The following is a 23,476-nucleotide window of genomic DNA, read 5'->3' on the forward strand; positions in this document are numbered from 1 at the left end:
GAACCTTCAGGGGCGAAGTAGACCATCACTAGAGTTGCAAAGGAGGCTAAACCAAAGCCATGCGAAGCGAACAAGAAATGATGTCCATGATCCTAGACACGGCTCGAGAAGATGATCGAATCCGAGCCGTAATGATGAACGGATCCCGTACAAATCCGAACGTGCCACGAGATGATTTTCAGGACTACGATATCGTCTATTTCGTACAGGAAACCGGCTCTTTCCGGTCGGATCCAGGCTGGATCAATCGGTTCGGAGAACGGCTCATCATGCAGATGCCGGATGATAACGAATTTTATCCAATAGCGGAGCCTACAGAGCGCCTCGTGTATCTTATGCAATTCCAAGATGGGAATCGGATTGACCTCACATTAATCCCTTTGGCGCAGCGGCAGCAGTTGATGAAGCCTGACAGCTTGAGTGTATTGCTATTGGATAAAGATGGAACGATCGGTCCACTTCCTGTCTCGAGCGACAGCGACTATTATATCCGTAGGCCCACAGAGAAACAATTTCAAGGGGCATGCAATGAGTTCTGGTGGATCTGTTTAAATATGGCGAAGGGACTTTGGCGCGAAGAGTTGACCTATGTCATGTTCATGCACGAGCAAATCAATCGAAATGTCCTGATTCAGATGCTCGAGTGGAAAATTGGGATGCGTGCTGATTTTACGATGAGTGCTGGCAAATGCGGTAAGTACATGCCAAACCACCTGACTGCTGACGAATGGCAGGCGTTCACAAGGACGTATCCGAATTCCGCCGATTACGATAACATTTGGCATTCGCTCTTTAAGATGTGTGACCTGTTCAGTGAAACCGCGCAAGAGGTTGCTGCGTATTTGAACTTCGAGTATGTTCATATGGAAGAAAGAAATGTTCGTGCTTATTTGCATGAGGTGCGAAATCGGCCGAAGAAGAGTTGAAATGAATAGTAGCATGAAAGGCCTGCGGTGATGTTGCTGTGGGTCTTTCTCGCGTTAGGCGGCGTCAGGAATTATTTAATCGGGAAAAAGGGAAAATCTAGATTTTTGCCGAATTGAAATAGCAAATAAGTTAGAGGAGGCCACCCTTACATGATTAATGACGTATTTACAGCTGCACGCACGGGCGACGTAAACCGAGTCAAGGATTTATTGGACACGGATCTTTCGCTTGCCAATACTGAGAACAGTGATGGCCTTACCCTTCTGGGATTTGCAGCACATTTCGGTCAGAGCGAAGTGGTTAGGCTGCTTTTGGAAAATGGCGCTGATGTGAATGCTGTATCGCATTCTAAAGTTAGCTATATCCCTTCAAATACGGCACTACATGCGGCTATTGCCGGCGAGCGGAGCCTAGAGGTCATACAACTGCTGCTCGCTCACCGTGCGAAGCCGACGATTAAGGATAGCAATGGGCATACGAGTCTGCATGTGGCCGCCTTCCATAAGGATAGTACTCAGATCATTGGACTTTTAATCAACCAGGGTGCGGATGTGAATGCGAAGTCAGAGGACGGCATCTATGCGATTGATCTAGCCAAAGAGCAGGGTCATACTGCGGTAATTGGCTTGTTGCGAGAGCACGGGGCTATAGGGTAACGGATCGCGAAGAGTGGTGAATAGAGGACATTCAGCTAACCGGATAGCGGATCAGAGAATGTCCTTTTTGGCTTGGAGTCTTTTATTGGCAGCAACTAAACGGTATAGACTAATGCTCAGTAAGCCAAGGACTGGCACATAGAGGATCAGCAAGGGATAAAAGATCGTATTTTTTATATTTATCATGAAAATTGGGATTTGTGCGGCAGTAACTGCCGTAAATACGCCAATGAGTCGTTTATTCCGCTCGATCATGGAGTCGATGTCAGTGAAAATTTCAGGCTTTGTATGCTGATACGTTTGTCTCCAGATATACCAGCCTGCGCCGCTGTAAATTTTATCCCAACCTGTATCCTCGAAAATACCTGCATAATTAGCATCGACCTTCGTTTGGTAATCTACGCAATAGCTCATCTTGCGGGGAGCGCCTTTTTGAAAATGAAATCGCAAGCCATTCCAATTTACACGAAGTAAATGCCAGCCTTGCGCCTCCATATCCTCCAACCACGCCGTAATCGTCTCCGATTGTGAACTGTCCCACCATTTAAACACTTTTTTGATCTCAGTCATAAAGATCCCTCTACTTTCTTAGCATTTTCGTATAACACCGTAATTCTGGCAATCTCCAGCTTGAGCAGTTCTTTACCCGATGGGGTAATGCGGTACAGCTTACGACGTTCTTCTTCAGCTACAGCCTGAATCAAACGATCCTTTTCCATCCGTGATAAGCTGCCATAAATCGTTCCAGGACCTAGGCGAATTCGACCTTGTGTGAGCTCCTCAACCCACTGAATAATGCCGTAACCATGCCGGACTTCAGTCAGGGAAAGCAAAATGTAATAGGCGGTTTCAGACATCGGCAAGTACTGACGGTAGAGCTTCTCGCTATCCATAAATTCTCCTTTTTCTTACATCATCAGGATATCTTATATCATGTCTCGTTGTATCACGTCGTGATATATCATGAGATGAGTATATCACCGCGTGATATAGAGTGCAATAGGCATTTGCAATTGACACTACCACTAATGTCATCGTTTATGATGCATGTATATCTGATAAGGAGATGATTGCATGCTCGTATTAACGTTTCAATACAAACAAGGTATCCCCTTCGATGAAGCTTATTATCTGAATACACATGTTGCTTTACTATCGCAGAAGACGGTGCTTGAAATGGGGGCGGCCAAGTATGAGGTCAAAAAGGTCCTGTCCTCAGCAGATGGAACGACGCCTAGGTATTCGTTTATATTCAGTTTGTATTTTGAAACGAAAGAAGCTTTGGAATCGTTCATCAGCGATCCTAGAGTTCAGGAATTGAAGGATGATGTTGCGAACTATTATATCGGGGAGCAGGATATCTATATCGAGGAAGTTGTGGCTTCTTTCCAAGGGTAATGAAGGAAATACCCTCTTTGCGTGAGTGAACGAATGCTTTTAACAGGCGGTACGAACTTAGCGACGGATACCTCAGACGGCTTTGCGAATGGAGCTTACTGAGCCCGTCGTTCTTTGCTCTTTGAGCATAAACCGAATATTCATAAGCCCAAACACCAAGAAACATACCCAAGGAAGACTCTTCCAGCCGAGGTAATTGCCCAGATCATACAAATAGCCGCCACCTACGTTTCCGATGATAGCCCCGATGGAAAGCGCAAAGCTGTTAAAACCAAAATAGCTGGCAATCTGCTCATCCCCGGCATAATCGGAAACCATGGTATTCATCATGGGCTGTAGAAAAACCTGTCCAATCATAAAGGCAATAACCCCCGCATAAATCCCCCACATGGACCCCATCATCCCCATTGTAAATAAGCCCCCAGCGAGCAGTAAGGTACCGAGTGACATCACGCCAAAAGGCTGTAACTTACTGTTGCCTAATTTAGAAAGTGGAACCTGCAGAAGGACCATAACGATGGCACCAGAGCTGTAAATGAGTCCGATATTCGCATCCGAAGCGAGCTGATGGACACGAAATGGAACGGCAATATATAACTGAGTGACAAGAGACCACGAGATCATCGTGAATAACATAAAGCGTCGGAAAGGGCGATTGCTCCAGACGATTTGCATCTGGGACCAGATGCCTGTATAGGCCTTGCGAGATTGTTCACTCTGGATAGCCGGCAAAAAGAAGAGACTAAAGAAAAAGGAAAATGCGAAAATAAGTGTAGCGGCCAAACTCACGTATTTGAAATTAAAACCCATGAGTAAAGCACCCAGGACGGGACCCACGACGAATCCCATATTGCTTAACATTTCTCGAATGGAATAGATGGTAATACGGTTACTCGAAGTAGATAGTGCTGCATAATACGCATAACTAGCTGGGTTGAAAAGAGATCCGCCTAAACCAGAGAAGAAACAAGCGATGATAAAGCCCGGGATGCTGTCGACAAAGCCGAACATGGCAAACCCAAAGGTACGGATGAGCAAACCGATCAGAATCGTGCGCTTATAGCCCAGCTTGTCGGCCAACGTACCGCAGAGGACGGAAAGTCCTTGCTGGCTGAAGCTGCGTATAGCGGAAATGATACCAACCATGGTGACGGTCAGCAGGATATCATTTAATAAATAAGAAGCAAGCAGGGGGATCATCATATAAAATCCGACCGCCATACTGAAAGTATTCATAAACATGACCCAGAAAGGCAGTCGAATGGAAGTAAGTTTACGCAGGGCTGGAATCATACGATGGCCTCATTTCATGCTGTAAGATGTCGATTTCAACACCATACAGGATAAGCTATGCGTTGTATAGGGGCTTTCTTTGGATGGACTTGGGTAAAAGTTAGTTGAGGCTGCTTGGATCTATGTTGAGGATAAAATCGTGACAGTAACTTCCAGCGAATGGTAAAATGAGCGAGTGGTGTGTTCAGCTTACGCCGCCCGATTATCATCGAACGGAGGTAGAATGCACATGCTAAACGTAGTTCGGCGAATGCCCAGATACGCTTTGGTGACAGGGATCCTCTTTATCATGCTTATCCTAGCCTATTCCACGATCTATGTGATAGAAAAGCCGGGAGGTATAGCGGATTGGCGGCTGTCCAAAGCGATGGGATTAACAGAGACTCTGCGTATTCCACTCGAACGAACATCCGAAGAGGCGATACGACAATTTCGAGGTTCTTCCAATGAAGATAAATATAAAGTCATTTTTCGGAAGCCTGTTCACGAAGGCGTTCTACAATTCAGCAAAAGGCTGCAAGATCATAGCGGGACAGACTTGAAAGTAGAAATCGCAAAGAAATCATGGCGGGGGTGGAAATGGGCTTCTGGTGGTGGGTACTCTATTGGCGCAGATAAGATGGACACATCGTCGGATACTGCCCTTTCCTATATGATAATGCCAATTCGTTTGGAAAAGCCTAGGGGGACCTCTCTGTTATTTGGAGAAATAGGAGATACGTCTATAACGCATATCGTTGTGAAGGGCGATGAAACAGGGGCGATGGAATATGAGGCCGAAATTGTAAAAACTGACGAGGGTTATGTCGTTTGGTACATCATTTTGCCTGCCTCTGTCAGCGTGCCTTTCGAATTGCAAGCGTACACGAATCAGAACGAGCTGCGTGCCATGCTGACGATAACCGATGAGCGAGAGAATGGTTCGATCGGGCGATCGTCTATACACTAAATATACAAAGGGCTATTCTTCAAGTATCAACTTGAGAGCAGCCCTTTGTGGGTAGAATGTTAGACCAGTCGTATGCGTGTTATAAGGTTAGTCGCGTACCTGGCTTTCAAAATGTCCCTTATGAGCACCGTTACAATAAGGTTTGTTCGAAGAGAGTCCGCAACGACATAGGTAAATCTGTTCTTTCGTTTCCATGGGATCTCCTTCCCCATCCATTAACGTAACGCCACTTACGAGTAGGGGACCATTATCCAGAACTTTAATTTCTGCCACAACCATACGCCTCCAATTTTTTTTGCCATAGTAGAAAGTATGAGGTTTGGTTCCCGCAATCATCTTTCTACTGGCCATAATAGTTCCTCTAATCCGGCTGCATCCTTGAATGGCCGAGGGTAGAGGATTTCTCACCATTGTTGCCAGATGCGATTATCTATAATCAATTAGCGCATAACAATAAGAATTAAGCTTCAAGCGTGAGATAGGTGTAAAATAGGGGTATATACAGAGTAATTGCTGATGAATGGAGTGATCGCTACATGAATGCGTCCAAATATGAAAAGTATTTCTCAATTGATGGCTTCTGGTCCAAGTTGAAAAAAGGTGCTAAGAAAGCAGGCAGTAAAGTGATTTATAGTGGCTTGCTGTTGTTTTACGCATTGGATAGCCCGAAAACACCGCTACGCGCAAAGGTTCAAATCTATGGTGCGCTGGGGTATCTTATCTTGCCGTTAGATCTTATGCCAGATTTATTGCCGATTGTGGGATATGTGGATGATCTAAGTGCACTGGGCTTTGCCTTGGCGGCTGTATCGAAGAGCATCGATGACGATGTCAGGCGGAAAGCGAAAAGCAAGCTGAGAGATTTCCTTGGAGACGATGTTGTGAGCAGCAAGGATATTATCGATATTGATGGTCACGTGGTGGAAGAGCAAGGGAAAGCGAAGGACGATGACGTGCATGTGGAGAAGTAGTTGGTAGAGGGATGCAGGTATCCGATAAGGGAACGTGAGGGCGCTATTTGAAGCAAAAACAAAAGGAACGAGGGGCCGGCGGCGGCGGGTGCCGCGCCATATGTGGGGAGTGGTTGAAGGAGCTGAGCCCGCTGAGTTCCTCGTATAACTGGAAAATCTACAGCTAATTTCACGGTTTACGGGTAAAAATAACGATTAGATGGAAAATACGTAGTTATTTTCCGCACATCCGCCAGTTTCGCTGAAAACGAGCGGAAATAACTACATGTTTTCCAGCTATCCCGCTAAAGTCGGGGATTAGCGTGGATTTAACTGTATGATTTCCAGCTATTCGAAGTAGTTGAAGTTTTTGAGGTAGTCTGGTGAGGGCCAACTTGCTAGCCACCAACCCTGCCTCTATTCAAACATCTATGTACCTAAACAGCATCAATGAACAAATAACCGACGAATTTTTCCTTCGTCGGTTATTTGCTCCGCAGTTATTTCGCGACAAAATAGATCTTAAACCTTTAACAACCAACTGAACGTGTCCGGCAGCTTCCCACTTTGAATACCTGTGATCGTTGTATATAGTCGCTCGACAAGCTTGCCGATCTCCCCATGGTTTACGACCATCGGTGTACCGTTCCACAGCAGGCTGCCAATTGGCGATACGACCGCAGCGGTACCGGTGCCGAAAGCCTCTTCCAGCGTTCCATCCGCATGAGCCTTAACGATGTCATCGATTGAAATTTTCCGCTCAGATACGGGGATGCCCCATTCTTTCAGCAGGTGGATGATGCTACCACGCGTGATACCCTCCAGAATGCTGCCGCTAAGGCTAGGCGTGACTACTTCTCCGTTGATTTTGAAAAAAACATTCATACTGCCGACTTCTTCTAAATACTTCTTCTCGATCGCATCCAACCAGAGCACCTGCGCACAGTTATGCTCTTTAGCCAGCGTTTGCGCCTTCAGACTGGCTGCGTAATTGCCGGCTACTTTGGCATTGCCCGTCCCGCCTTGCACGGATCGAGCATAATAGCTTTCCACAAGGATGTTAATCGGCTGCAACCCCTCATCATAGTAAGCATCGACAGGCGACATAATGATGATAAAGGAATACTGCATAGATGGGCGGACACCTAAAATCGCTTCCGTAGCAATGACGAAGGGGCGAATATAAAGGGAGGAGCCTTTCTTCTTCGGCACCCAAGCAGCATCGACACGAACTAGCTCCTGAATGGCACGGACAACGAATTCTTCATCCATTTGTGGGATGCTGAGTCGTTCGCTGGAGCGGTTCAAACGCTTGGCGTTTTGATCAGGTCGGAACAACACGATCTCATCGTTCTCGGTGCGAAACGCCTTCATACCTTCGAAAACCGCTTGCCCATAGTGGAAAACCATCGCCGCGGGATCATGTGAGATTGGACCGTAAGGAATGATGCGCGGATCATGCCAGCCCTGGCCTTCTTCGTAATCCATCATAAACATATGTTCTGTAAAATGTTTACCAAACCCTAGATTCTCATCTAAATTGGGCATGGGCTTGCCCTTTAGATGCTGTTCGATGCGAATGCTTCCGTACATACGTTGTGCCACCTTTCCCATTGAGGGTTCTCACAATCTTTTACCTTTAACTATAAAAAAAACGGATTCATTGATCAATTGCGATTTATCAATTACTATCATAGTTAATAACTATGATCGGGGGGCTTCAGGTGGATTATCGGTTATTGGTGTATTTTTTGGCGGTGTGTGAGGAGCTGCACTTCACCAAAGCAGCAGAGAAGCTGGGCATTAGCCAGCCTACACTTAGTCAACAGATCCGATTGCTGGAGGATCGAGTGGGGTCTCCGCTTTTTCAGCGCATGGGTAAAAAAGTATATGTGACCGAAGCGGGCGAGATTTTGCGCAAGCATAGCCGGAATATTTTTCATGAGCTGGAGCAAGCGCAGACGGCGATGAATGAGCTCCAAGGCATGCAGCGTGGACGATTGCGAATCGGCTGTTCAGGGAATCATTTGCTGACGGCGACAATCATGACGTTTCATGCCAAATATCCGAATATTGAGCTTTCCGTCATGGAGCTGGCGACCGAGGAGACCAAGGAAAAACTGCTGAGCAATGAGTTGGATGTTGGTGTGGTTTTTTTGCCGGAGGAGGACGAGCAGCTGCGGTGTATGCCGTTATACCAAGAGAAGCTTCAGCTTGTGGTATCGGCTCAGCATTCATTTGCCCAAGATCAGGTGAAGGAGATCAGGTTGGCGGAGCTGACTGAGATTCCGATTGCGATGCTTCAGCAGAAGTTCTATGTTCGGCAAATGATGGATAATTGTTGCGCGCAGATTGGTCTTGCTTGGAAGCCTATTGTGGAGCTGTCAACGCTCGAATCTCTGCTGCAAATGGCGAAAAACCATGTGTGTGGCGCAATTTTGCCTCAATCGTATGTGGAGGGGATGAGCGTTCAGATGCGTGAGCAGAAGCTTTGCGCGATCCCGATTATCGATCCCGTTCCACAGAAGGAAGTGGGCATTGTGTATCGGAAGGATATGTTTTTGTGCAAAACAATGGATACGTTCGTGAAGCAGGTTATTCAGGAATTTGCTTCGTGTTGAGGGAAGAGTGAGGGTATGGGTATGGGTATGGTGCAAAAGAGTATATATGTATTCGCCTGTCATGAAGATGAGCAGGCGTTGTGTCAGTTGGAGCTGCGCACGTTGTTGGGCGCAGACGCAGTAATAGGTGCGCGCTACGCGGTCAGCGTGCGCAGGGTAGAGCCGAGCCGCAGCCCGTTTCTAAAGCTACGGATGGATGTTGCCTTTGAGGCCGACAGCCTGTCGGATCTGGCCTCGCAGTTGGAGACGTTGACCGTGCGCGGCGCAACGTTTAAGGTCGTGTTCGCGGAGACGGACACGGCGGTCAGCTATGACCGCCAGCGAAGCGTCGAGCGCGAACTAGGGCTGGGGCTGCGCGGCAAGGCCGAGATGCGCAGGCCGGAGCAATATTTCGCCGTGACGGAGCTGGGAGGCCGGTGGTTGTTCGGCGAGGGCAGCTACGGCGAAGCTGTGTGGCTTCAGCATCAGCAGAAGCCACAGAACTACTCCACCGCCCTTGGTACGCGCCTCGCGCGGGCGGTGGTGAACATCGCCGTGCCCGAGGTCGCGGGCACGCGGGTCATTGACCCGTGCTGCGGCATCGGCACGGTGCTGGTGGAGGCGATGTCGATGGGGATCGACATCGTGGGCTACGACATCAACCCGCTGGCCGTGCGCGGCGCGCGGGTGAATTTGGACCACTTCGGCATGCCGGATGTGGTTCAAATCGCGGACATGCGGACGCTCGTTCCGCATCCTACAGCCCTGCAAGGCAGTCCAGAGCCCATCTACGATGCGCTGATCTTGGACATGCCATACAATCTGTGCTCTGTCTTGCCCGAGGCAGAGAAACTGGACATGCTGCAAACAGCCCGCCGATTAGCGCGGCGCGCGGTAATCGTAACGACAGAGCAGATCGACCCGCTTTTGACCCAAGCAGGCTTCCACATCGATTCACGCTGCACCGTGAACAAGGGCAATTTCAGCAGGCAGATTATCGTCTGCGTCTAGCCCTGATTAGTACATCATTTTCCCGAGCGGGCTGTCTTCAGCAATCATATCTTGCAGCGCATAGACGGAAATCGGGAAGTAGAGGAATCCATATACATAAGCGGCAAGTTCATACACTTGAAAATAAATAACGAGAGATTTATCAGCTATATAATAATCCTGATCGGGGCGAATGCTTTTAAAATCAACCAACAAAGGGATATCCCGTAACTTGATCTCGGCTGCAATCATGGCACTCAGCTTAGCGACATAATCGCTGCCTGGCTTAAATAACTCGCTCAGCTTATAGCTTTTTCCAGTTTCCGTATTGAAGGTTAACGAATGTTGAATCGTGAGTCCGTGAGCCCCGCCTGAAAAAGCATAATTGATCAAAGATAAACTAAGTACACGGCGTTCGTTTGTTTTAATTTCGTAATAGGCCGTCACATCGGTTGACGGGTTTTGCGGGTAGCCCTGATCATGCAGCTGTTTGTTCACGGCATCGACAATCGTTGTGTTAATGGTATGCTGCACCATCGGCGGATTCAAATGAATAACAGCGGGGTACAACAGATTTAAATTGCTCTTCAACACTTTATAGGTTTGTATACTAACGGGTTGGTGTTCCAATTCCAAGTCCTGGTCCATGTCTCTCATGACTTTCGTGTCTCTCATGTGTCATCATCCCAACGTTTTTGCTACACCATATTCAAAAACTGGGCGTTTGGTTCAATACATGGGAGGAATTCATGCCATTGCCAAAGATAAAGAGCTTTCCCTACATCGCGATTGGCGTGAGGGAAAGCTCTTTATTTGGTGCAGAACTGAAGCGAATTATTCCTGTGAGGTGTTTTCCTCATCACTAGCATCGGATGTTGAACTTTGCAGCGCAGCAGACAATTCCTCAACCTGTTGCTGGGATTGGCTGTCTTCAGCATTCGCCTGAGCAGCATTAATCGCGTGACTGACTACGTCGTCATTACTGTTCGTCGTTGACATGGTACGATCACCTCCTTCACGTTTTCGCCAGAAAACTGGCGTCGTAAGCATTAGCTAAGATTCAACCAACTAAGTATTCTTCAAATGGTGGTAAAATATGCAAACATAACGCAAGATTTTTACTGACGTTATTCCAAAATACCCGTGTTAAGAATCTTAACCTTAACTTGTGGCTTAATGCTGAGTTTCGGATACTGTTCGCGCCACCAGTCGATGCCTCCAAACAGCTTCGGATGATAGGCTGAAACCTCATGTCCAAGCTGTAAGTAATCGCAATTGGTCTTCTGCAAGGTTGCAATCACGTTAGTCACTTTTGCCGTAATATCAGCAGTGATTTTTTTTTCGATCTCTGTGAGGCTGTCTTTCGTATGTCTTTTAACGTCAAGTCCTGCTTCGATTAGTTTAAGATCCAGGTTTAACGAGATTTCAATGTCACGAAGACTGCCATCCTTATCGTTAATATGGAAATCCCGATGGGCGTTCTGCACCTGCGCCGAGTAATTCTTTCCATCCAATTTACCCGTAATCAGCTGGTTTTTGCCCGATGTGCCACCCAAAAGAGTGGCGAAGAGGGTATCCTCATCATCCAGATTGATTCCGGTAAACGTCCCGTCTCGAAACAAGGAGGTACCTGCTAGACGAACCCCGTTCTCGTAAGGCTCGAACCGATTAAGTGCGAAATCGTTAAGGAACCCCGCTCCCCCGAGTATAAATTGGACTAATTTGTTTAAAGGGATTGTCCCCCTCTTCTTCTCCTCTTCTAATAATCCTACCAGAAATTCCGATAAGGTCTGATCTTTAATTTTCTTCTTATGCAACAGCGTCGAAAGATCGCCGTCATATACCGCCAGATAGCCGTATAACGGATTGGCGATGAATTGGCTGGTAACATTCAGATAGTTCAGCGGCTGATCTTTGGCGAATCGGGTGCTTATTAGAAATAACCTGGTTTCCAGTACAGAAAGAATGCCAGGAAATTCTTTATTTGTTTTACTCACGGCGTCATAGATGTTATCGCCTGTTGACTCCACGAATAAGTTGTTCGGATTGCCTCCCCCTTGATTGGCATTCTGAAGCGAGGAAATGACATAGCTGATCTTAAGCTGCTTGCTGTCACCCTCGTAATCTACGCCGATCACATCGACAAAAAGCAGCTTCTTCAGCTGGGACTGATCCCAGCATCCTGTCAGCAGTAAGCAGACGAGCAGCGCCGCTATCACTTTCTTCATATCTCGTTCCTCCCCGCACCGCGTAGCCCGGAAATGATGAGCAGAACGGCTGGCAGACCGATGACCAACAGGATCGACATGATATCCTGAATCGTAGCAAACTGCAAAATGTCGTTACGCTTCGTTAGGAAGAAACCTCCAAGGAAACAAAGCGCGACCATCGTCCATACCCAAACATGCTGCTTACCCAAGCCCTGGCTGCGTAGATGCAGGAATGCTTTAACAGCCATAAAGAAATACACATAGATCGTCGCCGATACAATGCATACATAGAAGATGAGGAACAAGATGTCAATGCTCTGCAAGATATCAACGCGATAATTTTTTAAGATAAAAATGATAGGTTCCGGTATAACCTCAAGCTGTTTCAAGTTGAACTTCATGGAACAGATCAGGCAAACGGCAATATAAAACACGGCCGTGGAGGCGTTCGCCAGAGTCATCGAAAGCAGCAGCTTTTTTTTGCTTTGGGATTGTACGTACGGGTAAGCATAAAGGAGCAGATCATAACCAACATAAGCACTAAATGCTGAATAAGCCCCCTTCAGAATGGGATACCAACCGCCCTGCAAAATCGGCAGCAAATTTCTCACATCAAGACCGTAGATTCCGCTAAATACGATAAGCACAAAGCTGATGTAAGCGAAGACCATAAAGGTTTGCGATACGTTAGCAAGCTGTTTCAACGTTGACGTAGCCGCATAGCCGCACACAAGGAGAATCATAAGAATGAGAACCCATCTAGGCGTGAGTTGAAACAGCCATCTTTTTAAGATGTCGCTATAAAGTAATGTCAACAAGAGTCCAGAAAGGGTGTAATAGCATCCAAATAACAAATTGATACTGGTTCCAATAGGTTTACCTACAATAAGTGGGATGTAGGCATAGAAGATACGCGTTGGATAGCGGCTGCCAAGCCACCAAAGCAAAGTAATGCCTACTTGTGAGGCCAGTGCAGCTAGCAAGACAGCCAACCATGTATCATGGCCTGCAACTCTAGCTTCTACATGGGGCAGGGATAATACTTCGGTTCCGAGCTGAACCATAATGACTAGCGAGATCAGCTGTCTTCTCGTGATGGTTTCTTCCTTTTTCAACGTTTCCAACTCCTTGGATTCCGTATCCGTATTCGATTGCTCGAAACCGCTCCTATCGGGTGCTTACGCATGCTCCAAAGCGGTGCCCGAAACAGCGTATCCTTCGTATCACGAAAGGAAAAGGGCGGCGTATAATACGGGAGTCCCAGCGTTGTCATTTGGCACAGATGGATACAAATCATCATGAAGAAGAATGCGAGGCCAAACAAGCCGAACAACGAGGAAAGAAGGAGCGCAGGATAGCTTAGCAGGCGAACTGCACTGCTCATCTCGTAAGAAGGCAAGACAAAGGAGGCTAGTCCGGTTAAAGCAGTTACGATAACAATGGTATTGGAAACCAAATTGGCCTGCACAACCACTGTTCCGATAACAATACCGCCCACTACGCCAATGGTTTGGCCGACGGGACTCGCCAGCCGAATGGTCGCTTCTCTTAAAATCTCAAGCATGAACATCATCGAAAGCGCCTCGAGTACCGGTGGGAACGTGACGAATTTCAGTGAGCTCTGCAGCGTATTGACGAAATTGATCGGCAGCAGTTGTGGATTAAAGGCACTGACTGCCACATAAACGGCAGGCAGGCCAATCGTAATGAAAAGGCAGCTAATGCGCAAAAGTCGAAAAAAAGTACCTATCAGCCAACTTACTTGGTAATCATCAGGGCTTTGGAAGAAGGACCAGAACGTCACTGGCAGGATGATCGTGTCTGGTGACCCTGCTGTTCCAATGACGACTTTCCCCTCCATTAAATAGGCGCGCGCGCGGTCTGGACGTTCCGTAATGAGTAGTTGCGGAAATAGGCTGAATTTCTTCTCATGGATCATCTCATCGATAAATCCTGGTGCTTCGACATAGTCCATGTCAATGCTTTTAAGCCTCTTGTCTATTTCCTCTACGATCGCTTTTTTTGCAATCGACTTGATGTACATGACAGCGACCTTCGTCCGCGAGAGTCGGCCAATTGTATATGTTTTTACGACGAATTCGGTAGAGTTAATTAGCTTGCGCATGAGATTGATGTTGGTATCTAAGTTTTCTATGAAGGCTTCGTTCGCACCGCGTAAAACCCGTTCGTTGGTCGGGATATTGATGGAGCGTTCCTTCTTTAAATCCACCCCGAGCAGGTAAAGCTTGCTGTCTCCGCCGTGATGGAGTACGACTTTACCGTACAAAATGGCCTGAACCGCTTCCTCCAGATGCTCCGTTTCGGCATAGTCGAGAATCGACACTACCTCGCGAATCGCATCCTGAGGATGGAGAAACAGCGGCTTCAGAATAAAATCTTGAACGAGGGACGAATCGACCATCGTGTCGAAATAAAACAGCCTAAACACAGTTCCTCCAATGAGCAACTGTTTCGATTGAAAGTCGCTTTGTTCGGAGAAAAGTTGTTTGAAATAGGGCTCTGCCGCTTCAATCGTTGGACTTTGTTTCACGCGTGTCCCCTCCTGCATCATCACTTCCCCTTACTTTAACCTGTAAATTCCATAAATATGTAAAAGCGATCGGTGAGAATTTGATCGATGCATGGATACGTATCGCTATAGGTAATTCCTATGGAGTGGATATAATTTATGTATTTTACAAATAGAGTTACGGAGCACATAATAGAAGAAAATGGAAAGTGAGTGAGTGCAAAATGGGGAAATCATTCGCGGCACTACTGCCGGAACACGAGGCGTTTATCGCTAAGCAACACATCTTTTTCGTGGGGTCAGCCCCGCTATCTGCGGAAGGTCATGTTAATATCTCGCCAAAGGGGCACGATGTGCTACGTGTGCTATCTCCTAGTGAAGTGGCGTATCTGGATTTAACAGGGAGTGGCAATGAAACCAGCGCGCATCTAACGGAAAATGGCCGCATCACGATCATGTTCATGGCGATTGAAGGACCTCCACAAATTATAAGACTATATGGTAAAGGACGCGTGGTTTTGCTTGGATCGGAGGAGTGGGAACAGTTGGCGCCGAAGTTCGAGTTGCTGCCGGGTGCACGGCAAATCATGGTCGTAGACATTCATGAGGTGAAGTCCTCCTGCGGCTACAGCGTTCCATTTTACACCTATGAGGGTGAGCGGAATACGCTGCAAAATTGGGCAACGAAGCAAGGGGATGAAGGACTGCTCGCCTATTGGCAGAAGAAAAATATGACGAGCATGGACGGACTGCCGACACCGATCGGCGAGAAGTTATCCACAGATAGTATGTAATTTGCCTATGCATATGGGGCCAATGGTTTCGCCGTGGGATGCATAATTACTTCCAATTCGGAGGAAACTACTACCAAAAAGGAAGTCCCGTATATGGATTTGACCCAATGGATCCGCGAGAGGCTGCAAGATCGTTTAGATATGGTCTCGCAAAGGATTGAGCAGGATGACTTCATCTGCACAATTTACTATATGATGGATGCGATTGATTTGGAGATGCTGCAAACGCATGTACTGCGTAAGTTGCTGCAGCCATATCCGGGACGTAGTGACGAGCGTCTCCAAAGCATATTCCAGAGTTACACGTTTTTTCCGACGACTTATTCCGTTGCACATACGCCAGAAAAAGCGTTAGAAGGCTTATTGGACGGGTATGTCTTACTCTGTATTTCCGGTGAGACAGCGGGCGTCTTGTTCCCATTTCCTCAAAAAGCGAAGCGAGTAGTTAGTATTTCTGAGAATGAGAAGACGATTCGAGGTCCGAAGGAATCCTTCGTAGAAGATGTATGGACGAACTTGTCACTCATCCGTCAGCGTATCAAAAGCGAAAATCTTGTCGTTGAGCAATTTATTATCGGGAGTGAATCACGAACCATTGTTCTTCTGGTCTATATGAATGGTCGCTGTGCCCCTGATATGGTGCAGCAATTTAAAACGAAACTTGGGGAGATTCGAACGGACCGTGTTCCGGGCAGCAGCTTTCTAGAAGAGTTACTAGACGATCGTCTTATATCTCCATTTCCTAAAATGCTGAATACAGAGAGACCTGATGTTGTGGTTTCTTCGTTATTTGAAGGACGCTTGGCGTTGCTGACAGACGGAACACCAAGTAATTTGGTCGCCCCTGCGACCTTATTGTCGTTTATGCAGTCGGCAGAGGATTATTATCAGCGCTATTTCTTCAGTAGTTGGATCCGTCTGCTGCGATACATTTTTTTCGTTGTCAGTCTAGTTTTGCCATCAGCTTATGTGGCCATTACGACCTTTCATCCAGAGATGCTTCCCTATAATATGCTGATCTCTTTGGCCGCAAGCAGGGATATTGTACCATTCCCAGCGATCTTGGAGGCCTTAATTATGGAGGTAACGTTTGAAGTTATGCGAGAAGCGGGGCAGCGTATCCCTACAACCATGGGACAGACGATCTCCATCGTCGGAGCCATTGTCATAGGGGAAGCGGCTGTTCAGGCAGGCATCGTGAGTGCGCCAATGGTTATTATTGTTGCCCTCACTGGAATTTCTTCCTTTGTTGTACCGCATTTCTCACTTACCTTGACGATTCGAATCCTGAGATTCGCGCTATTGTTTATCTCGGCCATATTTGGGCTTCTCGGATTATTGATTGGGGTCTTTTTTATTTATATTCATTTGTTATCGATGGAGTCTTATGGCACGCCTTATCTTTCTCCGTTCATTCCTTTTAAGTCTGAACAGATGAGGGATGCCGCTGGCCGATTTCCTTGGACGAATTGGATTAGCAAGAAACGACCTTGATCAATCAGGGAGGGGCTGCCATGTTGCGAAATATAAAGCGTGTCGTTGTTATGCTGGTGCTTATCACGGCTGTCCCAACAGGGTTAACCGGATGCTGGTCCAAACAAGAACTCAATGACCGCACCTTCGTATCGACGATGCTTGTTGATTTGAACGAAGATGGACAGACCGAAGTTTCTACGCTGTTCATGTTGCCAAATCGCATATCTAATGGAGTCAATTCGAATAGTGTTAATCAAAAACCGTTCGTATCGATTTCGGGCAAAGGCTCCGATGTCGCTGAGGCGCTCCAGCATATTCAGGCGGAGTTACCTAGATCGGTTACGTGGGGACAGATGCAAGTCGTCGTGATTGGTGATCGTTTCGCACGTGCAGGGTTGACCCCTCTGTTTGATCATTTGATTCGTGCAACGGACTTCAGGTTGCCGATCTATGTGTTTTATTTCAACGGCCTCGCCAGGAATCTAGCGAAGTTAGAATCTGTGTTTGAGCGGTTCCCCACTGAAATTTGGCGAGAATCAGCGCATACCAAGCGAATTCCTCCAATCAGAATCCGAGAATTATTATATGCCCAATGGAATAACTTAGGGGACTCTTATATTCCGGAGTTAAGTTTGCGTGATCTTAAGCTGCTGACAGAAGCCAAGACGGTGAAGTGGTCGGGGGTTGGGGGCGCTGCCATCATGAAAAATGGCACTGTTACAGGTAGATTTACGAATGAAGAAACGATGGGCATTTTAATCATGATGAACCGGATTCCTGAGATGATCATTACGGGGAAACTCCCAGATAAAAAGGGTGTTTTTAGCGCCAGGCTCATTGATGTGAAGCATAAAACGCGAGCGATTCGCAGCGGAAGCAAGGTCACCATTCAGGTATCTATTCAGGCAAAATCAGATCTCATTTCCATTGAATCCAATATGAATTTAAACGCGCCAGAGAATATCACAATCGTGGAGAGGGCAGTGAGTGATCGTATTCGACAACTGGTTCAATCTGCGACTGAGAAAGCGCAAGATCATCAGGCCGATGTTTTTCAGTGGAGCGAATTAGTTAAATATAAATACCCCGGGATATGGCAGGAATGGGCGGAAAACCCCCGCGAGATGATGTTTACACATACAGATCCTGAAATACATGTTCATGTGGTTTTGCGAAGCACGGGCATAAGCCGCTCAGCGAAACTTTGAATTCGAAAGGAGATCACAGTCCTTGTTGTATGTAATCATAGGTATTGGTTGTATCCTGATCTATCAAATCTCGTTGCTTCGACGTCAATCTGCAAGCCCGAAAGAAAGGAGAATTGCTCTGTCGGTTACCGGTGCCGCGTTTGTTTTTGGCACCATCAGTATCTTCTGGCCGGAGTGGGTAAATCCCAGTCACGCGATTCATTTGCTATTTGAGCCGATTCAAAGCTTCATTACTCAAAGATAGGCATGCAGGGAGGCGGCAAGGTGAAGCAGCAAGGAACAGTGACAGGACTGCAGTTGGGTGCCTTGACCTTTGTGTTCGTATTTTCAACCACGATAGCCTTTCTCATCAGTCCTCTTGCGGGTGCGGTCTCCTTTGATGGCGGATGGTGCATCCTACTTGCCTCGATCTGTGGCACAGGGCTTGCGACCCTCAGCCTCCGATTTGCTCTGCGCCAACCCTCGAACTATCTTGGTGAGTACGGCGGCACCATCATAAACAAGTACTTGCATAAAGGTATTCTGTTGCTGGTGTCATTCTTTTTTCTACATTTGGCCTCTTATATTTTGCGCGAGTTTACCGACTTCTTCATACCGACTTATTTGCGGGAAACACCGCCCGTCGCTGTTGCTGTGCTGGTTATGGCTGCCGTTGCATCTTTGACCCAATCCGGGGTCTCAACTGTGTTCAGATTTGCCCAGGGGTGCTTTTTATTTATAGGCGTGCTGTTCGTGTTCAAACCATTATTTTTTCTTACGGCTATGGATACACCCATGTGGTACGAGTTTACGCGTATTCATGATTGGAAGGCACTGTGGGCTCAAACGTATGCCATGATCCCATGGTATGGCGAATTAATTATGTTCTCGTATATCGTCCCAGAGCTAAATACCAAGCAAAAAAACCGCAAAATCATTTGGATAGGATCCTTGGCGGGCACTTACATACTTCTTGTAGAATTTCTGTTAATGATGTTTTTCTTCGGGCCTAAGCTTGGGGCTACATTAAGGTATCCTGCGCTAGAGCTTACGGGATTCCTGCATTTAGGCGACTTTCTACGCAACACAGATGCGCTAATTGTCTCGATCTGGTTCACTGGCTATTTCATTAAGCTGAGTATTATTTTTACGATAGGGACGCTGCTTTGCTCGCAAGCCCTGTCGCTAAGTACTTACAAACCAATTACATTCTCGCTGGCGGCCATTGTCGTCTTGCTGTCACTTATTTTAGCTAAGAATCCCGTAGAGCTGGCGGAATATTTTAATAGCAGCTGGGCTACCTTTGCCCTATTCATCGAGGGTTTGTTCTTCATCTATCCGGTTGTCTTCTGGATAAAAAGCAGAAGAGCCCGTATTAATCAACCAGCTCCCAAACCGTGAAGCGGTCTATGACTCCGATTTCTTTCATACATTTTGAATGAAAGAAAGGCGTGCGGAGGAGGGACCTGCAAGATGATAGAGACGCGAATAACAGTGAAGGAAGAGCATCTTTTCTGGCTTGAGGTGCTAGAAGATCATGCGCATTTTCTGAGGGATTATTTATCTCCAGTGGAAATCAAGTGGTGGCAGGAAGCTGAGAGGTTCATCCCGCAATTTCAAGAGGCTATCCAACAGGCGAAAGGGTTATCACCGATAGATACAGCTGATTCTCCGAACATGCAGGCTTTCGCGAGACATGTATACCCCCTAGCAGACGCATATTGCAGGCTTGAAGGACACATGCAGCATTTGCGGTTGTGGAATCGCGTCAATCTGAATTTAACGCCCTCTTACTTTAATGGGACCATTAATGAAAACAGAGAGTATTTGCGGCAACTCACGTACTGGATGCAAGGAGTTCCCGCTGTACCTTTGAAACTGACTCAATTGTTGGATCTCTGGCTTGAGGATCAGCTAGGGCATGCCGTGCTGCTTAATGGGCTGCTGGACCCTGTGGAGCGAATACTTGGTCTAGAGACGGATAAATTTGCTTCGCTTTTCTCGTCCTATATGACGAAAAATCGCGCCATGCAAGGTTATTTGCGGTTCACACCGCCAGGCTTCCCAGCGGAGATTCAATTTGCTAAGGAAGTATTAGGAACTGTGAAAGCATTCTATGATTTCGTACAGCGAATCGTTGTTCAATATCGCAATGCTCAATTGCTATCGAAATCGACACTGCGTTTTCTAGAACACCATTTTCCGGAGTCGTGCTATTTCATGCGCAAGCTCACTGAATTCATACCTGACGCGCCGCCACTCGGTCACTGTCCGCTAACTCGGCCTTCGCTTATGCCGAACGATTAGACGAAATGCGTTCGTAATGCCGCCGGGGCCTCCCGGCTTTTGCGCGTTGTGCTGTCCATCGTCACGCTGGTCACAAGTGCATCTGCACACAGTTCGCCTTGCTGGTTACGAATCTCTTGTTGCAGCACATAGCTGGAGCTGCCGATCTTCTCCGGGCGGCAGCTCACCGTTAGATGCTCACCTTGCTTGCATTCTTTACGATAATTGATGTTGATATTGACGGTTACCGTTTGAATACCAAGGGCATCAAAAGTCTCGTAAGATAGCTCACAGGCCTCATACCACTCTTCACGCCCCCATTCGAGGTACTCCAAATATTTGGCATTATTTACATGACCATTCACATCAATTTCAGTGGAGCGGACAATGATTGCTAGCTTTGTTTCCATATGTGTGATCTCCTTTTGTTTTGAATGACTAGTATGAAAGGGTGCGGGAACCGGTAACCGCCGAACCGCAGTACGCGCTGTAACTCGTAACCCAAATACAACGTGGCATTCGACAGTGGGAAGGGCAATAGATGCAGATGTCTATCCTCTAACATTCACTATTATAGCTTTCCCGGTAGGGGGATAACCAGTAGCGACTCATAAGGCACCAACATTTGGGGAAACTATGCGATGCGTGTTTATGCGTACCCAAGTGTGGGTAGTAGTGGGTATGGGTACGGTACTAAGTAAAGATGTGTTAGTTTGGCATGACCTAGGAGGGAACATATGACGCAAGAATATCGCATAGAACGTGATACCATGGGGGAAATCAGAGTACCTGTGGATAAGTTATGGGGGGCACAGACACAGCGCAGCTTCGAAAATTTCAAAATCGGTACGGAGCGGATGCCGCCACGCTTGATAAGCGCTTTTGCACTGCTCAAAAAAGCAGCCGCTCACGTTAACCGTGACCTCGGCGGTTTGCCGCCGGAGAAAGCGGAGGCGATCTCTCAAGCGGCGGATGAAATCGTACAAGGCCGATGGAACGACGAGTTCCCGCTTGTCGTCTGGCAGACGGGCAGCGGCACGCAGTCGAACATGAACGTCAACGAGGTGATCGCCCACCGAGGCAACGAACTGCTCGGGGAGGGCGCTCCGCGCATCCATCCCAACGATGATGTGAATCGTTCGCAGAGCTCGAACGATACGTTCCCGACCGCAATGCACGTTGCCGGTGTCATCGCGGTAGAGCAAGAGCTGCTGCCTGCGCTGGAGTTGCTGCAGGCGACGCTATACACCAAGATGTCGGCCTTCGCCGACATCGTCAAGATCGGCCGCACCCACCTGCAGGACGCGACCCCGCTGACGCTGGGTCAGGAGATCAGCGGGTGGTGGGCGATGCTGGACATGACGGCGCGCATGGTGCGCGGCGCCGTAGATACGATGCGCGAGCTCGCGATCGGCGGGACCGCCGTCGGCACGGGGCTGAACGCGCATCCCGAATTCGGCGCCCGCGTCGCCGAAGCCCTGACTCGCGAGACGGGCACGCGCTTCGTCTCGGCGGAGAACAAATATCATGCGCTGACCAGCCATGATCAGATCGTTTACGCCCACGGCGCGCTCAAGGCGCTGGCGGCGAACTTAATGAAGATAGCCAACGATGTTCGGTGGCTATCGAGCGGTCCCCGCTGCGGAATCGGTGAAATCACGATTCCGGAGAACGAGCCCGGCAGCTCGATCATGCCGGGCAAGGTCAACCCCACGCAGAGCGAAGCGATGACGATGGTCGTGTGCCAGGTCATGGGCAACGATGCGACCATCGGCTTCGCCGCTAGCCAAGGCAATTTCGAGCTGAACGTGTTCAAGCCCGTGATCATCCACAGCTTCCTGCAGTCCGTACGACTGCTGGCGGATAGCATGCGCTCGTTCAACGATCACTGCCTCGCAGGCATGGAACCGAACCGCGCGGTGATTCAGCGCAATCTCGAGCAGTCGCTTATGCTGGTCACGGCGCTCAACCCGTATATCGGGTATGAGAAGGCTGCCAGCATTGCGAAGCAAGCGCACAAGGAAGGGCTGACGCTGAAGGAGTCAGCGGTGCGCAGCGGATACTTAACAGCGGAGCAATTCGACAGCTACGTGAAGCCAGAGGATATGGTACATCCGAAGGCATAAGGTTGGTATATAAGGGGAGCATCCACGCTTCCAGCCGAATTTCCAAAAAAAAGGAGCTAAGCGCAAACACGCTTTAGCTCCTTTGTCATTTCGGTTTTTCCAGATATCGGATGAAACAGTCTGCTATTATGTCCAATCCACTACGGCATCGGATCAGGAACCATATCGTTCTCTATGAGCTCGCTATTGGTTTTCATATGCTTCATTTCATTCCCGAGTTTCTTCATTTCGTCCATATCCTGAGCCATAGAGCCGTTGTTGGCTTCTTCAATGGATTTACCGGCCGATCCATTACAGATCTGCTCAAGCTCAATTAATTTATCCAGCGCGGCCCGGCGAACTTGAAGAGGAATGAATTGGTTGTCTGTGAAATCGGCCTCATGGAAATGCACGGTTGTGCTCCCAAGCTCTGAGGTTACGGTGGTTAACGTCAACGGATAGGCCGCTGAGGTGGCATCATTGTAAATATCAATGCGGTACACGGACTTTTCGACGTATTCCATACGTTCAAGTCCAAGGTCAGTTAATTGTTGATGCAAGGTATGTTTGTCCATCGGATATCGCTCCTTTCGTAGGGGACGAACCCATTACAGCTAGTGTTAATTATTTTGAAAGGTTGTTTTCGCTGCCTGGATCGAGTCTGTGACACGATGCTGACTTTCTTTAGCTGTATCTACGAGGTCTTCCGTTTTTTGGCTAACGGATTCCGCAAGGGCTTTTGAGTTTTCGCTTACGGAGGAGGCGAACTCTTTCGTTTTATCCTGCCAAGTACGATAGGTGCTCCAGAGATCTTTGCGCAGCTTCGACCCCGCTTTAGGGGCAATTAACAATGAGGTTATCGCGCCGACAGCACCACCAATCACTAGACCTAACCATAGTCCGCCTTTGTTCGTCTCGACTGTTTCACTCATACGTCATCTCTCCTTCAGTTTGTGGGGATAGGTGTTGCATGTCCATACTTGGATGTACCCGCTTAGAGGCATATTGAAACAGGGGAGTGCACAAATGTTAATCTGTCACTTTTTTCTGACGCCTTGGGAAGTGTAATTATTGGATAATATTTCAAAATTATTTATTACCTGATTGAATTGTCGGCGATAGGGT

At 47.7% G+C, this 23,476-nt stretch carries 27 protein-coding genes; 14 read left to right on the plus strand and 13 right to left on the minus strand.

Annotated features, from left to right (window positions below; all coding sequences use genetic code 11):
* Positions 1–59: 59 nt before the first annotated feature.
* Positions 60–926 carry an aminoglycoside 6-adenylyltransferase gene (locus tag ACSQ8P_RS01910; RefSeq protein WP_436233652.1) on the plus strand — a complete coding sequence of 289 codons (867 nt, stop codon included), beginning with the start codon at positions 60–62 and terminating at the stop codon, positions 924–926.
* A 150-nt stretch (positions 927–1,076) separates the two neighbouring features.
* Positions 1,077–1,583 (plus strand): ankyrin repeat domain-containing protein, encoded by a 507-nt coding sequence (locus tag ACSQ8P_RS01915; protein ID WP_436233653.1) that lies wholly within the window; start codon positions 1,077–1,079, stop codon positions 1,581–1,583.
* A gap of 51 nt (positions 1,584–1,634) precedes the next feature.
* Here ACSQ8P_RS01915 and ACSQ8P_RS01920 read toward each other — a convergent pair whose 3' ends face one another.
* Both ACSQ8P_RS01920 and ACSQ8P_RS01925 read right to left on the minus strand, forming a co-directional pair.
* Entirely contained in the window at positions 1,635–2,153 is a 519-nt protein-coding gene (locus ACSQ8P_RS01920; protein WP_436233654.1) for a DUF2812 domain-containing protein, read from the minus strand.
* Positions 2,150–2,476 (minus strand): PadR family transcriptional regulator, encoded by a 327-nt coding sequence (locus ACSQ8P_RS01925; protein ID WP_436233655.1) that lies wholly within the window; start codon positions 2,474–2,476, stop codon positions 2,150–2,152. The genes ACSQ8P_RS01920 and ACSQ8P_RS01925 overlap by 4 nt, the downstream gene beginning before the upstream one ends.
* A gap of 181 nt (positions 2,477–2,657) precedes the next feature.
* Here ACSQ8P_RS01925 and ACSQ8P_RS01930 point away from each other — a divergent pair, with 181 nt between their 5' ends.
* On the plus strand, positions 2,658–2,981 hold the full coding sequence (locus ACSQ8P_RS01930; RefSeq protein ID WP_436233656.1) for an EthD family reductase: 324 nt from the start codon (positions 2,658–2,660) through the stop codon (positions 2,979–2,981).
* 72 nt (positions 2,982–3,053) lie between these two features.
* Here the strand turns inward: ACSQ8P_RS01930 and ACSQ8P_RS01935 are convergent, their stop codons facing one another.
* Positions 3,054–4,274 (minus strand): MFS transporter, encoded by a 1,221-nt coding sequence (locus ACSQ8P_RS01935; protein ID WP_436233657.1) that lies wholly within the window; start codon positions 4,272–4,274, stop codon positions 3,054–3,056.
* 229 nt (positions 4,275–4,503) lie between these two features.
* On the opposite strand from ACSQ8P_RS01935, the gene ACSQ8P_RS01940 reads away from it, so the two are divergent.
* Entirely contained in the window at positions 4,504–5,223 is a 720-nt protein-coding gene (locus ACSQ8P_RS01940) for a hypothetical protein (RefSeq protein WP_436233658.1), read from the plus strand.
* 87 nt (positions 5,224–5,310) lie between these two features.
* Here the strand turns inward: ACSQ8P_RS01940 and ACSQ8P_RS01945 are convergent, their stop codons facing one another.
* Complete coding sequence (locus ACSQ8P_RS01945) at positions 5,311–5,502, minus strand: CDGSH iron-sulfur domain-containing protein (protein ID WP_171629932.1); 192 nt, start codon at positions 5,500–5,502, stop codon at positions 5,311–5,313.
* Positions 5,503–5,759: 257 nt separating this feature from the next.
* On the opposite strand from ACSQ8P_RS01945, the gene ACSQ8P_RS01950 reads away from it, so the two are divergent.
* Complete coding sequence (locus ACSQ8P_RS01950; RefSeq protein WP_436233659.1) at positions 5,760–6,194, plus strand: YkvA family protein; 435 nt, start codon at positions 5,760–5,762, stop codon at positions 6,192–6,194.
* Positions 6,195–6,695: 501 nt separating this feature from the next.
* Here the strand turns inward: ACSQ8P_RS01950 and ACSQ8P_RS01955 are convergent.
* Entirely contained in the window at positions 6,696–7,766 is a 1,071-nt protein-coding gene (locus tag ACSQ8P_RS01955) for a branched-chain amino acid aminotransferase (protein ID WP_436233660.1), read from the minus strand.
* Positions 7,767–7,897: 131 nt separating this feature from the next.
* On the opposite strand from ACSQ8P_RS01955, the gene ACSQ8P_RS01960 reads away from it, so the two are divergent.
* Both ACSQ8P_RS01960 and ACSQ8P_RS01965 read left to right on the plus strand, forming a co-directional pair.
* Entirely contained in the window at positions 7,898–8,794 is an 897-nt protein-coding gene (locus ACSQ8P_RS01960; RefSeq protein ID WP_436233661.1) for a LysR family transcriptional regulator, read from the plus strand.
* 21 nt (positions 8,795–8,815) lie between these two features.
* Complete coding sequence (locus tag ACSQ8P_RS01965) at positions 8,816–9,784, plus strand: TRM11 family SAM-dependent methyltransferase (RefSeq protein WP_436233662.1); 969 nt, start codon at positions 8,816–8,818, stop codon at positions 9,782–9,784.
* A gap of 6 nt (positions 9,785–9,790) precedes the next feature.
* On the opposite strand, the gene ACSQ8P_RS01970 is transcribed toward ACSQ8P_RS01965, so the two are convergent.
* The 5 genes from ACSQ8P_RS01970 to ACSQ8P_RS01990 form a co-directional block, all read right to left on the minus strand.
* Positions 9,791–10,438 carry a DUF3298 domain-containing protein gene (locus ACSQ8P_RS01970; protein WP_436233663.1) on the minus strand — a complete coding sequence of 216 codons (648 nt, stop codon included), beginning with the start codon at positions 10,436–10,438 and terminating at the stop codon, positions 9,791–9,793.
* Between the two features lie 159 nt (positions 10,439–10,597).
* Positions 10,598–10,762 carry a hypothetical protein gene (locus ACSQ8P_RS01975; RefSeq protein WP_436233664.1) on the minus strand — a complete coding sequence of 55 codons (165 nt, stop codon included), beginning with the start codon at positions 10,760–10,762 and terminating at the stop codon, positions 10,598–10,600.
* 128 nt (positions 10,763–10,890) lie between these two features.
* Complete coding sequence (locus ACSQ8P_RS01980; RefSeq protein WP_436233665.1) at positions 10,891–11,991, minus strand: Ger(x)C family spore germination protein; 1,101 nt, start codon at positions 11,989–11,991, stop codon at positions 10,891–10,893.
* Positions 11,988–13,088, minus strand: a complete 1,101-nt coding sequence (locus ACSQ8P_RS01985) for a GerAB/ArcD/ProY family transporter (RefSeq protein WP_436233666.1) — start codon at positions 13,086–13,088, stop codon at positions 11,988–11,990. The genes ACSQ8P_RS01980 and ACSQ8P_RS01985 overlap by 4 nt, the downstream gene beginning before the upstream one ends.
* Positions 13,085–14,524 (minus strand): spore germination protein, encoded by a 1,440-nt coding sequence (locus ACSQ8P_RS01990; RefSeq protein ID WP_436233667.1) that lies wholly within the window; start codon positions 14,522–14,524, stop codon positions 13,085–13,087. The genes ACSQ8P_RS01985 and ACSQ8P_RS01990 overlap by 4 nt, the downstream gene beginning before the upstream one ends.
* Before the next feature lie 203 nt (positions 14,525–14,727).
* Between ACSQ8P_RS01990 and ACSQ8P_RS01995 the strand changes: the two genes are divergently transcribed.
* From ACSQ8P_RS01995 to ACSQ8P_RS02020, 6 genes are all read left to right on the plus strand, one after another.
* A complete protein-coding gene (locus ACSQ8P_RS01995; protein ID WP_436233668.1) occupies positions 14,728–15,297 on the plus strand; it encodes a pyridoxamine 5'-phosphate oxidase family protein in 570 nt (189 codons plus the stop codon).
* A gap of 93 nt (positions 15,298–15,390) precedes the next feature.
* Positions 15,391–16,791 (plus strand): spore germination protein, encoded by a 1,401-nt coding sequence (locus ACSQ8P_RS02000; protein ID WP_436233669.1) that lies wholly within the window; start codon positions 15,391–15,393, stop codon positions 16,789–16,791.
* Positions 16,792–16,811: 20 nt separating this feature from the next.
* A complete protein-coding gene (locus tag ACSQ8P_RS02005; protein WP_436233670.1) occupies positions 16,812–17,981 on the plus strand; it encodes a Ger(x)C family spore germination protein in 1,170 nt (389 codons plus the stop codon).
* A 22-nt stretch (positions 17,982–18,003) separates the two neighbouring features.
* Positions 18,004–18,225, plus strand: coding sequence for a hypothetical protein (locus ACSQ8P_RS02010; protein WP_436233671.1), 222 nt, complete (start codon positions 18,004–18,006; stop codon positions 18,223–18,225).
* A 20-nt stretch (positions 18,226–18,245) separates the two neighbouring features.
* Positions 18,246–19,361 (plus strand): GerAB/ArcD/ProY family transporter, encoded by a 1,116-nt coding sequence (locus tag ACSQ8P_RS02015; RefSeq protein WP_436233672.1) that lies wholly within the window; start codon positions 18,246–18,248, stop codon positions 19,359–19,361.
* Positions 19,362–19,433: 72 nt separating this feature from the next.
* Complete coding sequence (locus ACSQ8P_RS02020) at positions 19,434–20,267, plus strand: DUF2935 domain-containing protein (RefSeq protein ID WP_436233673.1); 834 nt, start codon at positions 19,434–19,436, stop codon at positions 20,265–20,267.
* Here the strand turns inward: ACSQ8P_RS02020 and ACSQ8P_RS02025 are convergent.
* Positions 20,264–20,656 carry an acyl-CoA thioesterase gene (locus ACSQ8P_RS02025; protein ID WP_436233674.1) on the minus strand — a complete coding sequence of 131 codons (393 nt, stop codon included), beginning with the start codon at positions 20,654–20,656 and terminating at the stop codon, positions 20,264–20,266. The genes ACSQ8P_RS02020 and ACSQ8P_RS02025 overlap by 4 nt on opposite strands.
* A 327-nt stretch (positions 20,657–20,983) precedes the next feature.
* Here ACSQ8P_RS02025 and fumC point away from each other — a divergent pair, with 327 nt between their 5' ends.
* On the plus strand, positions 20,984–22,372 hold the full coding sequence (gene fumC / locus ACSQ8P_RS02030) for a class II fumarate hydratase (protein ID WP_436233675.1): 1,389 nt from the start codon (positions 20,984–20,986) through the stop codon (positions 22,370–22,372).
* A gap of 140 nt (positions 22,373–22,512) precedes the next feature.
* Here the strand turns inward: fumC and ACSQ8P_RS02035 are convergent, their stop codons facing one another.
* Both ACSQ8P_RS02035 and ACSQ8P_RS02040 read right to left on the minus strand, forming a co-directional pair.
* Positions 22,513–22,926, minus strand: coding sequence for a hypothetical protein (locus ACSQ8P_RS02035; protein ID WP_436233676.1), 414 nt, complete (start codon positions 22,924–22,926; stop codon positions 22,513–22,515).
* A 45-nt stretch (positions 22,927–22,971) separates the two neighbouring features.
* Positions 22,972–23,283, minus strand: a complete 312-nt coding sequence (locus ACSQ8P_RS02040) for a YtxH domain-containing protein (RefSeq protein ID WP_436233677.1) — start codon at positions 23,281–23,283, stop codon at positions 22,972–22,974.
* Positions 23,284–23,476: the final 193 nt, after the last annotated feature.

It is taken from the genome of Paenibacillus sp. LjRoot153, assembly GCF_964253085.1.
In the GTDB taxonomy this organism is placed as follows: domain Bacteria; phylum Bacillota; class Bacilli; order Paenibacillales; family NBRC-103111; genus Paenibacillus_E.